This window comes from Streptomyces sp. NPDC007095, from assembly GCF_040634475.1.
Taxonomy (GTDB): domain Bacteria; phylum Actinomycetota; class Actinomycetes; order Streptomycetales; family Streptomycetaceae; genus Streptomyces.
Genome location: NZ_JBEYFS010000010.1, coordinates 13,622 through 26,157 on the forward strand (window position 1 = coordinate 13,622; position 12,536 = coordinate 26,157).

Here is a 12,536-nt window from a genome sequence, read left to right on the forward strand (position 1 = left end):
CGCCTTGGACGACCAGAGGTCAGCTCGCTTTGGACGACCAGAGGTCAGCTCGCTTTGGTGGCGATGACTCCGACGCGCTCCGCCGCCGTCTTGCCGCGCAGGACCTTGCCCAGTGCGGTGACGACGTCCTGCGGCGTGACAGCGCGCTTCCCGCCCGCGGTCTGGATCTGCACGCCGTCGAAGGTGGTGCCGTACGCCTCCTTGAGCGCCTTGAGGTCGTACGTCTCCACGAGCTTGCCGTTGACGGCCTTGAAGCCGAGGATCTTCGGCAGTGACACGGGACCGAACTTGATGCTGTGCACCGCGTCGGTCTGAACGATGACGATGCCTGACATCGCCGGCTCCGCGAACTCCTTCATCTCCCGGTCGACCTCGGCGTTCGAGACGGTCGGCTGACGGGTCGTGGTGGCGACCTTCACCGGGGTGGTGGTGCCGGTCTCGACCTGGGCGCGGTACGCGTCCTCGACGGCCTGGGTCGAGGCCGCCACGTCGATGCCCTTGCCCGCCTTGCCGTACACGGCGACAGCCTTGCCGGACTCGAACTTGATGGTGCCGTCGCTCACCGAACCGGAACCGACCGCGGTGCGCTCCAGGGCGGCCTGCAGCTTCTCCGCGTCGACGGGCATCGCCGGCTCGACGACGCGCTGCTGACCGAACAGCGAGCCGATCACGGAGACCGGGTTGTAGTCGCTGCCCGCGGCGGCGCGGACCGTGTCCTGGGCGTTGAACTGGAGCCCGGCCTGGTCCGGCTTGAGCGAGACCGTGGTGCCGTCCACCGACAGCTGGAGCGCCTTGTTCATATGGGCCCCGAAGGCGTCGTCGAGCTTCTTGACGGCCTCGTCGCGGGTGCCGCCGCCGATGTCGACGCCGAGCACCGTGGTGCCCTTGGGGACGTCCGAGCGGTTCATCAGCAGCCCAGCGCCGTAGACGGCACCGGCGATGAACACCACGCCGACGCCCAGGAGCGTCAGCTTGCTGCGGCCCTTCTTCTTCGCCGGCTTCTTCGAGGAGGCGGCGGGCTTCGGGGCCGGCTCGGGCGTCTTCGGCGGGGTGTGCGGCAGCGGTCCGTCGGTGTGCGCGCCCGGCCCGAACGGGGAGTTCTGGGCGGCGGGCACGACGGGGACGCCGCTGGTCAGGGTGTGCCCGGAGACGTTGTCCACGGGGCCGCCGTAGCCCTGGCCGCCCGGATCGGGCGCGGGCTTCTGCGGGGTGAGGATCGCGGTGTCGTCGCTGAGGCCGCCACCGGGGTATCCCGTACCGAGGCCGGCCGCGCCGTGCCCGCCGGGGACGCCACGACCACCGGGGCCACCGGGGCCACCGGGTCCCGCGGCCAGGCTGCCCGGAGCCACGCCCGGGCCGACCGGCGGCGCCAACGGGCCGTCACCGGAGACCGGACCGCCGGTCGGCCCCGCGGGACCGCCCCGGCCGTTCTCCGAGAAGTTCTCCGCGAAGTACGGGAGGTCGTCACGGCGCGGTTCGCCACCCGGCCCCGCGGGGCCACCCGGGCCACCGGGGCCGCCCGGGCCGTCGCTTCCTATGGCCGGGAACGAGGCCGTGTTGCCCAGCGCCGCGGAGACGTCGAAGGAACCGGTGCCGCCGCCGTGACCGGGGGCCACGGGTCCGGCGCCGGTGGCACCGGGCAGCCCGGCACCGTTCGTACCGCCGCTCCCCGGGCGGGGCGCGTTCGCCCCGCCGGGCCGGGCACCGCCCGCGCCGCCCAGGGGACCGGCGCCGTTCGCGCCACCGGGGGCACCCTGACGCGTACCGCCGGTGCCGTTGCCGCCCGGCGCGCCCGCGCCCTGCGGCGCCCCGGGACCTGTGGGTCCCGAACCGCCGGGCAGGCCCGCGCCATTGGTGGACCCGCCGCCCGCACCGCCGCCCGGCGCACCGGACTTGCGGGGTGCGAACCAGTCGCTGGTCTTCTCCTTGGCCGGAGCACCGCCCGCGGCGGCGGCTTCGGCCGAGGTCTCGGTGGCCGTGGACGCTGCCACGGGCGCACTCACGGCACGCTGCGCCTCCGCCGGGGCTCCCGCGGAACCGGCGGACTCGGCGGGCGACTCGGTGTCCCCGACCGGTGTGCGCACGACGACCGGCGGGATGGGCCGCGATCCGGGGATGTTGATCCGGATCCGTGTCGTCAGCGTGGTCTCGGTCTTGCGCTCCTCCGGCGGGGTGCCGCCGGCCGAACGGCCCACGTCGGCACCGTTTTCGGAAACCGTGGGGGTCCCGTAGGGGGGCGTCCCCGACGGGTACGCGGCTCCACCGCGCCCGTTGGGCCCGGAGGACGAACTGTCAGTTTCACGACTCAAGGCAGGTTCTCCCGGTTGGCTCCGCCGCCCGTTTACTCGACCTCATCTCGGGCAGCTCGGCGGCGCGCACCACCATACTGGCCGCATTCGGCGCGCAAACCTCGCCCGCCCAGGAAATTCGCACGGGACCCGCACCTGTCCGGTACGGCGAAGTGGTACGTCACTTCCCAAGTCGGACGACGGAGCCGTGCGGTTGCCGCCCCAGACCGAGCGTGGCGCACATCACAGCCACGGCCATCCCGCCGAGCAGGAAGAGGTAGGAACCGAATCCCGCGCCGAAGAAGAAGTCCCCTTCCGGGCGGGTGGAGGTGAGCAGGACGACCGCGATCATCCAGCCCACGGCGGGCGCGACGGCGCCGGCCCGGGAACCGGTCGCCCGCGATCCGCCCAGGAAGAGCCCGGCCGCGCCCGCCAGGGCGAGCAGCAACCCGCCCGGGAACCAGGCGGCTTGCACCAGCGTCCCGGCGGCCCCGACCACCGCGCCGAGCAGGAACAGGCCCAGGTGGGCCACGATCCGTCCGGCCGACGGCCTTGGCAGCGGCTGGGCGAGCGCGCTCCCCCGCTGTCCCGACATGCTCATCACGCGTCCGCCTTTCCCTGCTCGGTCCCCGTGGATCTCTGCTCGATCCCCGTGGAACCCTGCTCGGTCCCCGTGGAACCCTGCCCGGTCCCCGCGGAACCCTGCCCGGTCCCCGCGAAGAGGTCGGTCTCACGACCGGGTCCCGCGCGCTCCCCGCGCACCAACTCGTAGTACTCGGTGGTGAACAGCGGTTGTGCGAGTGCGTTCGACAGCGCGAACCAGGGTTCGGCCACCTCGATCTGGGTGGCGTGCGCCCGCATGGCGGCGGCCTTCGCGGTGGCGTACGCGGTCCCGTCGATCGCGGTGGTGACCACCGTGTCGTCGACCACGCCGGGTACGTCGGCCACGGCGGCGGAGCGCTCGAACGGCAGTCCGGGCAGAGCCTCGCGCAGCTGTCGGAAGCCTTCCTCGACGACGGAGCGCGGGGCGCGGTTCCAGTAGACCTTGGTGATCTCCCAGGGCGCGCCGAGGTCGGGGCGGACGGCGGGGTCAGCGGCCAGCTCGACGGCGCGCACGGCGACGCGGTGGGCCTGGATGTGGTCCGGGTGTCCGTAGCCCCCGTCGGGGTCGTAGGTGACGAGCACCTGGGGGCGGACCTCGCGGATCACCTCGACCAGGTACTCCGCGGCCTTGTCGACGTCGACGGACCAGAAGGCGCCCGCGCGGTGGTTCTGCTCCAGGCCCATCATCCCGGAGTCGCCGAAGCGCCCGGGACCGCCGAGGAAGCGGTGGTCGGTGACCCCGAGCTCCTTCATGGCGGCGGCCAGCTCACCGATCCGGTGCGGGCCGAGCCCGCCCTCGCGGTCGGGCGCGAGATGCGCCAGCTCGGGCGGGATGACCTCGCCCTCCTCGCCGAGGGTGCAGGTCACCAGCGTCACATGGGCGCCCTCGGCCGTGTACCTGGCCATGGTCGCGCCATTGTTGATCGACTCGTCGTCCGGATGCGCGTGCACCAGGAGCAGACGCCGGTCGGGCAGTTCCGTCATGGAACCCACCCTACGAGGCGCCCGGCCCACCGTCCGCCCTCCCCCGGCCCCCTGTCATCCCTCGTCGTCGAGCACGTAGGCGATGGCAAGCGCGATCCGCTCGATCCAGTCGATCGCGTCGGTGACCTCGGCCTCGTCGATCGGACGGCGCTGCTTGAGATCGCCGTCGATCAGGTCGGCGTCGTGGGCGATCTTGTTGCGCCGCTGAGTGATCTCCAGATAGCGACTGCGAAGCTTTTTCTCGTTCAGGGTGGTACGGCCCTGGAACCAGTCGTTGATCCGCCCCGCCGCCTCGTACCAGACCTTCTTCTCCGTCACGAGCTTGAGTACCTCGGAAATCTTTCCGGGGTGCTGAAGCGCCTGGCCCGCGAGCTTGTCGCGCAGGTGTTCGACAACGGCTTCGGCCAGTGCCACGTCGCCCCGGCGCACCTCCTCGACCCGGTACAGGGGCAGTTCGTAGGTGCGCAGCTGGTACGGCATGTCGGGGCTGTCCTTGCCCGCCAGCTCCGCGACTCGGCGTAGCACTTCCTCGTGCAGCCAGTGATCGATTGCCCCGACCGCCTGCACCCAGGCCGCCCGGTAGAAGTCGTCGATGTCGATCGTGGGTGACCGGAACGGAGTGAGCATCCGACCCGCTTCGACCATGCGCCGGGCGTACGTCAGGTTCGTCATGAACGCCTCGAACTGGCGCGTCTGCGGTCTGGGAATGGCCACGCGTAACCCCCGTTTTAACTCTTCGTCGCTATCGCTACGATCACGATTCCCGAGCCGGACGGGGGCCAGTCAAGCCGGAAAGCAGGCCTCGGATGAAGGTGGCCGATTCCGGCCCGTCCGTTTCCGGATCGCACTCCTCCGGGGTGCCGATGAGCCGACGGCTCAGAAACCCAGATACGTGATCTGAACGACGTAGACGCGCTCGCTCCGCACGACGACCTGGTACGTGAACATCCCGCCGGGGACGATGATGTCGCCGCCCTTCGGGTCACCCCCTTCGTGGGCCCGGCCGTGAACGTGGAAGGCTTCGGCTGCCCTGACCAGTTCGTCCGCCTTTCTTTCGACTTTCGCGAGAAAGTCGGCCGGAGCAGTACGAGCGGCTTCCTCCGCCCCGAAGGCGTACTCCCACTTCCAGCTCACGCGCGGACTGCCTTCATGGCCTCGTCCAGGACAGAGGTCAGTTCTCGGAGCGCTTCCTGCGCGGTGGCCTGATCTTCGTGTTCCAGATGGCTCTTCGCGTGGGAGTAACGGGCGGACAGATCGGGGCGGCGGGCGATCTCGATGTCTCTGGCCCAGGTCAGGACCCAGCTCTGCACGGGGCTGAGTGACTGCCACTCGACCGCCTTGGCGAATGCCTCGTCCTTCTTGGCCTGCATCTCTTCCAGGCGGCCCGGATCGACGACCGCGAGAGCCGCGCGCAGGGCGTCAGGGGTGTGCTCGGGACGGGGGATCAGCTCGTGTCCGTGATCAGACTGGGTGCTCATCGTGTCCTCCTGGGAATGCCCCCGCCAGAGTATCGAGCCGGGGCGGCAGCCGAGCCGGCCTCGGGAAGAGGCCGGAGGCGCGTCGGCGGAGTTTCTGTCCACCAGGGGGGAGCCGGTCATGGCGGGGCCCGAAGCCTTTCGTGTCGCAAAGCCAGTGACCTGAAGGTCTGAGTACCGGAACAAGCGTGTGTCAGGCAGCCCCTGGAACCGCGACCCGGCAGTCGCGGCAGTGACCGGGCTCGGGGGCCCGGAAGGCGCGCTCACATCCGTCGCAGGTCTGGAGCGGGTGCCGGACGGCCGATGGCGGGGCGGGCGCACGAAACGGGGGCGGCGGTGGCAGCTGCGCGGCAAGGCGGTGGGCCAGGAAGGCGGCCGGACGTCGTAGCCCTTCGGGCGGCAGGTCGCTGGTGAGTGCATGGCGTACGGCGGTGGGGCTGACGTCGCGCTCCAGCCAGGCGGCGACGCCCGGGGCGAGGTGGGCGCTGTCGCAGGTGGAGAGGAGCAGGCGGGGGTCGTCGCGGCGCAGGTCCGCGAGGAGGTCGGCGGCGGCCTGGAGGAGGGCGGGGGCGGGGCAGGCGGGGTGCGGTACTGCGGGGAGGGGTTTGCGGGGTGCACGCGTCCTTGGATGCCCTGGGGTGGGCTGCGGAAGCCGTGCGGACCGTGCGGCGGGTTCGAGGGCGGCCCCGTGGCCGGTACGGCGTCCGGGCTGGTTGCAGGAGACCGTGCGGGTGACGATCCGGACGCCGGGGACGCGCTCGCGGGCGCGGCGCAGGTAGCCGTGGGCTTCGAGTTCGCGCAGGGCGGCGGCGATACGGGTGGGGCCCTCGGGGAAGCGGCGGCGAGGGTCTTGATGTCGACGCGGGCGCCGGTGGGGAGCGACTGGATGTAGACGGCCAGCCCGATCGCGAGTCCTGAAAGCTCCGGGTGCTGGGCGAGGTGGTTGCCGATCACCGTGAAACGGGTGGTGTGGCGGGTGTTGTCGTGGGTGAGGCCGCCGGAGTGGGGCCCCTTCCGGTGTTTGTCGCCCGCAATACGGGACTGGGCATGCGGGGGCACGCTAAGGTTTTTCGTGTCCATCAGGAAGCCCTAACTTCCTCGGTGGTCAGGCCCTCGCACTGGGATTGCCGTCCCGGCGGGGGCCGTCGCATGTCTGCGGTTGTGTTGCGCCGAGCGTAGGCCAGGCAACCGGTCCCGAATCCAGTCGAGTTGGTGATGTTCACCCGCGCGGGTGAGTTTGCACGGCGTGCGGGAGGGGTGGGGCTTGGTCGGGTTCTTTCACCCTTGTGTTTCTTGGAAAAGACCGCCCGTCGCACCGGAGCACGGGCGCCCGGGTTCCGGTGGTACTGGGCTGCGCCGCTCGGAGAGGATGTCTGCCATGCCGAAGACCACACAACTGCGCACGTACACCGTCCGGGACGGCCTGCTCGACGAGTGGGTGGAGCGGTGGCGGGGCGAAATCGTTCCACTGCGGCTGGAGTTGGGGTTCACGATCGGAGGAGCTTGGGTGGACCGCGAGAGCAACCAGTTCGTCTGGCTGATCTCGTACGACGGCCCGGAGACCTTCGCCGAGCGCAACGCGCTGTACTGGTCGTCGCCCGAACGCGAGGCCATGAGCCTGAACCCGGACGACTACCTGGTTCGCACCGAAGAGCTCACGGTCGAACCGGCCTACTGATCACACGGTCACACGGGGTCGAGCGGCAGCAGATGCTGCCGCCGTTCCTCGTGAGTGAGGGTACGGAAGACCCTTCCGCGGGCGGTCGCCTCCAGCCGGTCGTGGTCGGGCTCCGCCCTCCATACCCGCGCTGTCCCGTCGACCGATCCCGTGAGCAGCCGTGTGCCGTCCGGGGACCAGGCAACAGACGTCACCTTGTCCTGGTGCACACCGACGACGGCGATCTCCTCAAAGGTGGTGGCGGACCAGACCCGTACGGTGCGGTCGTCGGCGCCCGTGGCGATGTGCCGTCCGTCCGGTGACCAGGCGACCGCGCGAAGCCGTCCTTCGTGCCCCCTCAGCACCTCGATGCGCCGTCCGGTGAGGATGTCCCACACGGCGGCCGTCCAGTCGCCGGAAGCGGTGGCGATCCTCGCCTCGTCCGGGGACCAGGCCGCGTCCTCCACGTAGTTGTCGTGGCCGCGTAGCACCGTGAACTGTCGCCCCTCCCCGATGTCCCACAGTCGGCACGTACGGTCGTCGGAACAACTGGCGAGCCGCCGTCCGCTCGGCGACCAGGCCACGCGCCCCACCCAGTCCTGATGCTCCGTCAGTTTCAACAGCTCGGTCCCGTCCGGCACGGACAGGACACGCACGACGCCGTCATGGCCACCAGTGGCGATCCGGCCGCCGTTCGAAGACCACGCGCACCCCTCGACGACCTCGCCCTGTCGCTCGAAAAGCGTGCCGCCATGCGCGTCTGCGATCCGGAACAGGCCGTCGTTGCTGCCGAACGCGAGCCGTTCCCCCTGCGGCGCCCAGGCGACGCCCCAGACCCGGTCCCCCACCTCGGTCACCGGTCCGGCAGGAACGCCGGTGACCGCGTCCCACACCCGTACGGTGCCGTCATCCGAGGCCGTGGCGAAACGGCCGCCGTCGCCGGACCACGTGGCCTGGTTCACCGGGCCTCGGTGTCCGTCGACCATGACGACCTCGGCGCCACGCGGACGCAGGTCCCACACCATGCCGGTGCCGTCGGTGGAACTGGTGGCGAGCATCGTTCCGCAGGGTGACCAGGAGACCCCCCACACGCCGTCCGCGTGGCCGCGCAACACCGCCAGGACCTTGGCGTTCTCGGTGTCGACGATGCGCACTGTGTGGTCGGAGGAGGCGCTGGCCAGCATCCGTCCGTCCGGCGACCAGGCCAGGTTCCACACGTAGTCGGTGTGCCCTCGCAGCAACAGGCGCAGATCACCGGTCCCGGCGTCCCAGATGCGGGCGGTGTGGTCCCCGGAGCCGGTGGCGATGTGCCGTCCGTCCGGCGACCAAGCGATGCCCTCGACGAAGTCCGAGTGCCCGGTGAGCGTGGTGGCCGCCGTCCCTGTCGTCAGGTCCCAGACGATCGCGGTCTGATCGTGGGAGGCGGAGGCGAGGCAGCTACCGTCCGGCGACCACGCCACGCCCCACACATCTTCGCCGTGTCCGTGCAGTTCGTGTACGAGCCGCCCTGTGTCGGCCTCCCAGACCCGTACGTTCCGGTCCTTGGAGCTTGCAGCGACATATCGGCCGTCCGGCGACCAGGCCACCTGTCTGTTGAGATCCCCGGCCCCGGTGAGCAGATGGACCGGCTCCCCCGAGACGGCATCCCAGATCCGTACGACACGGTCACGGCCGGCGGTCGCAAGCCTCGCCGAGTCGGGCGACCAGGCAACGGACTCCACCATGACGCCGTCGTACGGCAGCACCAGCAAGGGACGTCCGGACGGCGCGTCGTAAACGCGGCCCGTGCCGTCCCTGGACGCCGTGGCCAGCATGCGCCCGTCAGGGGACCAGGCGATGTGCCGGACAGTGTCCGTGTGTCCGTCGAGCCGGGAGCGGAGGTGACTCGCCGCCAGCGCCGCCATCAGCCCACGCCGGGCCGAGGGCGTGGGCGCGCACTCGCCCAGCGCGGCGAGCGAGAGCAGCAGGGAACGCTCCGGTTCGCTCTCCGCGCTCAGCAGAACTTGACGGCCGATACTGTCGGAGACCTGGCTCAGGAAGGTCAGGTCGCGGCGCTGCGAGGACTCGACGAGCGCGCGGGTGGGTGTGGACGCCTGCCCGGATTCTTCCAGGGCTTCCAACCAGCGCCGGGCCGCCGTGAGGCGTTCGCCGGTAAGGAGATAGTCGTCGCTGCGTCCGGCCCGCTCCCAGTCGGCCGCCCACCGCTCCAGTTCGGCGCGCTCGCGGAGTCGTTCGGCCCGTGCCTCGACCTCCTGCCGCAGCGGGGCCCACTGGCGGAACAGCGCCTCGTGCGTCACCTGCGTAAACGGCTCGCCGCCGGCTACGGAGCCGTCGCCCGTGACGTCAGTGCGCAGCAGCCGTGCCTCGACGAAGGCATCGACGACATGGCGGTCCCGTTCGTCGAGTTCGGACAGCGGCACATGGCGGCGGGCCACCTCCTGCCCCTCGACGGTGACAAACCTGAGCAGGACGCGAAGGACGGCGTCAATGCCCACGCCCGCACCGAGCTCGGTCACGGTGTTGTCCGCCTGGCGCGCGATCGCGCCGGGTACTCCGCCGAGCCGCCGGTACAGCTCCTCGGTCACCGTCTCGCCGGGGCCGGAGGCGAAATACAACTCCTGGAGGAGGTAGGCGAGCAGCGGTAACGTGTCGTCCGTCCCGGTCTCGCTCACGATGGAGTCGACGACTCCGGGCTCGAAGCCCAGGCCGACGAGGGCCCCGGGGCGCTCCACGACTTCGACGAGCTGCGCTCTGCCCAAGGTGCCGATGACGACAGGGTGCTGAAGGAGTTCCGCCTGCCCGATGCCGAGGAGCCTGCCGAGCAGGTCCACCCGGAGGGTGACCAGTACACGGACCGCCGGGTCCCGCTCCACGCAGGTACTCAGCGCTTCGAGGAACTGGGCGCGTTCACGCTCTCCCGCCAGAGTGACGATCTCCTCGAACTGGTCGACCACGAGGAGTATCCGCCGGAACCGGCCGCCACGCAGCCGCGACAGCTCAGCTCGCAGGGCTTCCGGCCCCTGGCGCAGCCTGCGCAGTACGGCGCTCGCCGGTTCCTGCCCATCGGCGGCGGCCGCCAGAGCTGCCGCGAGGGCACCCAGCGGATTAGGGCCGGGGACGAAGGCCGGCACGACAGTCCAGCGGCGCTCCCGAAGCCTGGGCATCACCCCGGCTCTGACCAGCGAGGACTTTCCGCTCCCGGACGCCCCGACCAGCACCAGGAACCGTTCCGCGGGGTGGGTCGCTGTGGTGTGCAGCCTGCGCGTCAGTTCGGCTGCCTGTGCCTCCCGGCCGAAGTAGACAGCTGCCTCGTCCTCGTCGAACGCGTCGAGACCCGGGTATGGAACCCGCTCCGTCGGCCACTCGCTCCGGGGCGGCGCGGGATGCTCCAGCCGGTAGACGACGACTTGCCCGGCCACAAGCGCCACGATCAGCACGCCGATGGCCGGAACGGAGAACCGCTGAATCGCCTCCAGTGCCCAGGGAACCTTGTCGGTGCTGGTCGCGTAGTTGGTGGCGATCCCGAGTAAGCAGGCGACCAGCGCCAGCATGATCTGGAGCGCGACCTGCACACGGTTCCTCATCGGTCACCACTCACGACCGCGCCGCCACCCACCAGCACCGCTCAACCCCCGTCCCACCGGCCAAGACAGACCGGCATCGCGTCATCCGCTCATGCCCATCTTCCGAGGCTTCACATGCGCATTCAACGGTGCGTACGGGTTTCGGCCATGTAGGTCGGAGCGGAGGTCCAACGGGACATTCGGTGGGAGGTGGGGTTTGGTCGGGTTCTTTCACCCTTGTGTTTCTTGGGAAAGACCGCCCGTCGCGCCGGAGCACGGACGGCCGGGTTCCGGTACGAGGTCCAGCTCGGCCCATACCGTCTTGCGCGGGGGCGGCCCCGGCGCCCAGCCCCAGCGGTCGGCCAAGGCGTCGACGAGGACGAGACCCCGGCCGGACTCGGCATCGGGGGCGGAGTGCCGGGCGTACGGAAGACAGTCACCGCGGGTGTCGGTGACCTCGATCCGGAGAGTGTCGGCGACGACGTAGAGCGTGAGCCGGAAGTCGCGGCCCGGGACACGCCCGTGCGTCGCCGCGTTGGCCGCCAGTTCGGCGACGATGTGCGCTGCCCGGTCCATGGGGAGTCCCCAGGTACGGAGTTGCTCGGTGGCGAGAAGACGGCCGAGGCGGGCACCGCGTGGCGTCGGCGACAGGAGCACGCTGAAGTTACGGATGGGGGTGACGGGGTGGACCTCGGAGACGGCTGTTTCTTGATTCACGTCACTCAGCGTGGCGGCGTGCGCATACCGTGAACAGTGACGAAGCCGATGCGTACGGTGACTGTCCGGACGTTGTCCGGTGGTGTCCGGCCAGTCCGGAACGGTCGTACGGGTAAGGGGCGTTGAGGCACGGTGGTACGACGGAGGGGCGCGCGATGCAGCAGGTGGACGGTGACGAGGGTCGACTCAAGGGCGAGGCGGACGAGCCGGGTTGGGAGGTGGACCCGGACGACGACTGGGGTGTGGCGGTCGTCGCGACCGTCGGGCGGCAGCTGAAGCTGCGGAGAGAAGCAGTGGGGATGCGGGCCGCCGAGTTCGGGAAGGCGGTCGGGTACGGCGAGGACATGGTTTACAAGATCGAGGGCGGGAAGAGGATTCCCCAGCCCGAGTATCTGGACAAGGCCGACGAGGTGTTAAGGGCGGGTGGGTTGCTCTCGGCGATGAAGGAGGACGTGAAGAGGGTTCGGTACCCGAAGAAGGTGCGGGATCTGGCGCAGATGGAGGCCAGGGCGGTCGAAATCGGGGTGTACGAAAGCAGCAACATCGCCGGTCTGTTGCAGACGCCGGAGCACACGCGAGCCCTGTTGGAATCGTGGCAGCCGGCCTACTCACCGGAAGACTTGGAGCGCCGGGTTGCCGCCCGTGTGGCTCGACGGTCCGTCTTCGACCGGTCGCCCGCGCCCGCCCTCGGGTTCGTCCTGGAAGAGGCGACGCTCCACCGCAAGGTTGGAGGCACAATGGTGCGGCGACAGCAGTTCGAACGCCTGCTGGAGGTGGGACGGTTGAACAACGTCACCCTTCAGATCATGCCCATGGACAGTGGAGCGCATCCTGGTATGAGCGGCAGGATCGAAGTGCTGAAGTTCGAGGACGGCACGGCTGTCGGACGTTCCGACGGCGCATTCAACGGTCGTCCGGTCTCCGACTTGAGGCAGCTGCGCCTCCTTGAGCTGCGGTACGGCACCATCCGGGCCCAGGCTCTCCCGCCTGGGGAGTCGCTGACCCTCATCGAGCAACTGCTGGGAGAAACATGATCCACAAGTCCACTGCCAGGCCCACCTCCGCACTGGAGTGGTTCAAGAGCAGCTACAGCAGTGGCCCCGACGGCGATTCCTGCGTCGAGATCGCCACCACTCCGGGCATGGTGCACGTCCGCGACTCCAAGAACACCGCCGGCCCCCAGCTCGCGCTTACGCCGGGGGCATGGGCCGACTTCGTGTCGTACGCGTCCGAAGACTGACCGGCGGGT

General features: G+C 70.3%; 11 protein-coding genes and 1 pseudogene. 3 read left to right on the forward strand and 9 right to left on the reverse strand.

Going from position 1 to position 12,536, the window contains the following annotated elements; genetic code table 11:
* Positions 1-44 precede the first annotated feature (44 nt).
* The 7 genes and pseudogenes from ABZ656_RS05490 to ABZ656_RS05520 form a co-directional block, all read right to left on the reverse strand.
* Positions 45-2,309 (reverse strand): hypothetical protein, encoded by a 2,265-nt coding sequence (locus ABZ656_RS05490; protein ID WP_360264802.1) that lies wholly within the window; start codon positions 2,307-2,309, stop codon positions 45-47.
* Between the two features lie 160 nt (positions 2,310-2,469).
* Positions 2,470-2,889: a DUF6113 family protein gene (locus tag ABZ656_RS05495; RefSeq protein ID WP_360264805.1), complete on the reverse strand. Its 420-nt coding sequence runs from the start codon at positions 2,887-2,889 to the stop codon at positions 2,470-2,472.
* On the reverse strand, positions 2,889-3,875 hold the full coding sequence (gene mshB, locus ABZ656_RS05500) for an N-acetyl-1-D-myo-inositol-2-amino-2-deoxy-alpha-D-glucopyranoside deacetylase (protein ID WP_360264808.1): 987 nt from the start codon (positions 3,873-3,875) through the stop codon (positions 2,889-2,891). The genes ABZ656_RS05495 and mshB overlap by 1 nt, the downstream gene beginning before the upstream one ends.
* A gap of 54 nt (positions 3,876-3,929) precedes the next feature.
* Entirely contained in the window at positions 3,930-4,589 is a 660-nt protein-coding gene (locus ABZ656_RS05505) for a hypothetical protein (RefSeq protein ID WP_360264811.1), read from the reverse strand.
* A gap of 162 nt (positions 4,590-4,751) precedes the next feature.
* Positions 4,752-5,009 carry a hypothetical protein gene (locus ABZ656_RS05510; protein ID WP_360264814.1) on the reverse strand — a complete coding sequence of 86 codons (258 nt, stop codon included), beginning with the start codon at positions 5,007-5,009 and terminating at the stop codon, positions 4,752-4,754.
* On the reverse strand, positions 5,006-5,353 hold the full coding sequence (locus tag ABZ656_RS05515) for a hypothetical protein (RefSeq protein WP_360264817.1): 348 nt from the start codon (positions 5,351-5,353) through the stop codon (positions 5,006-5,008). Before ABZ656_RS05515 ends, ABZ656_RS05510 begins: the two co-directional genes overlap by 4 nt.
* Positions 5,354-5,543: 190 nt before the next feature.
* Positions 5,544-6,430: pseudogene (locus tag ABZ656_RS05520) on the reverse strand (helix-turn-helix domain-containing protein).
* A gap of 298 nt (positions 6,431-6,728) precedes the next feature.
* Between ABZ656_RS05520 and ABZ656_RS05525 the strand changes: the two are divergent.
* On the forward strand, positions 6,729-7,028 hold the full coding sequence (locus ABZ656_RS05525) for an NIPSNAP family protein (protein ID WP_099499699.1): 300 nt from the start codon (positions 6,729-6,731) through the stop codon (positions 7,026-7,028).
* An 8-nt stretch (positions 7,029-7,036) separates the two neighbouring features.
* Here ABZ656_RS05525 and ABZ656_RS05530 read toward each other — a convergent pair whose 3' ends face one another.
* Positions 7,037-10,591: an AAA family ATPase gene (locus tag ABZ656_RS05530; RefSeq protein ID WP_360264820.1), complete on the reverse strand. Its 3,555-nt coding sequence runs from the start codon at positions 10,589-10,591 to the stop codon at positions 7,037-7,039.
* Positions 10,592-10,801: 210 nt separating this feature from the next.
* Positions 10,802-11,287 carry an ATP-binding protein gene (locus ABZ656_RS05535; protein ID WP_360264823.1) on the reverse strand — a complete coding sequence of 162 codons (486 nt, stop codon included), beginning with the start codon at positions 11,285-11,287 and terminating at the stop codon, positions 10,802-10,804.
* A 155-nt stretch (positions 11,288-11,442) separates the two neighbouring features.
* Here ABZ656_RS05535 and ABZ656_RS05540 point away from each other — a divergent pair, with 155 nt between their 5' ends.
* Together ABZ656_RS05540 and ABZ656_RS05545 are read left to right on the forward strand one after the other, a co-directional pair.
* Positions 11,443-12,321 carry a helix-turn-helix transcriptional regulator gene (locus tag ABZ656_RS05540; RefSeq protein ID WP_360264826.1) on the forward strand — a complete coding sequence of 293 codons (879 nt, stop codon included), beginning with the start codon at positions 11,443-11,445 and terminating at the stop codon, positions 12,319-12,321.
* The gene (locus tag ABZ656_RS05545; protein WP_360264829.1) at positions 12,318-12,527 is read left to right on the forward strand and encodes a DUF397 domain-containing protein; all 210 of its coding nucleotides are present in this window, start codon (positions 12,318-12,320) and stop codon (positions 12,525-12,527) included. The genes ABZ656_RS05540 and ABZ656_RS05545 overlap by 4 nt, the downstream gene beginning before the upstream one ends.
* Positions 12,528-12,536: the final 9 nt, after the last annotated feature.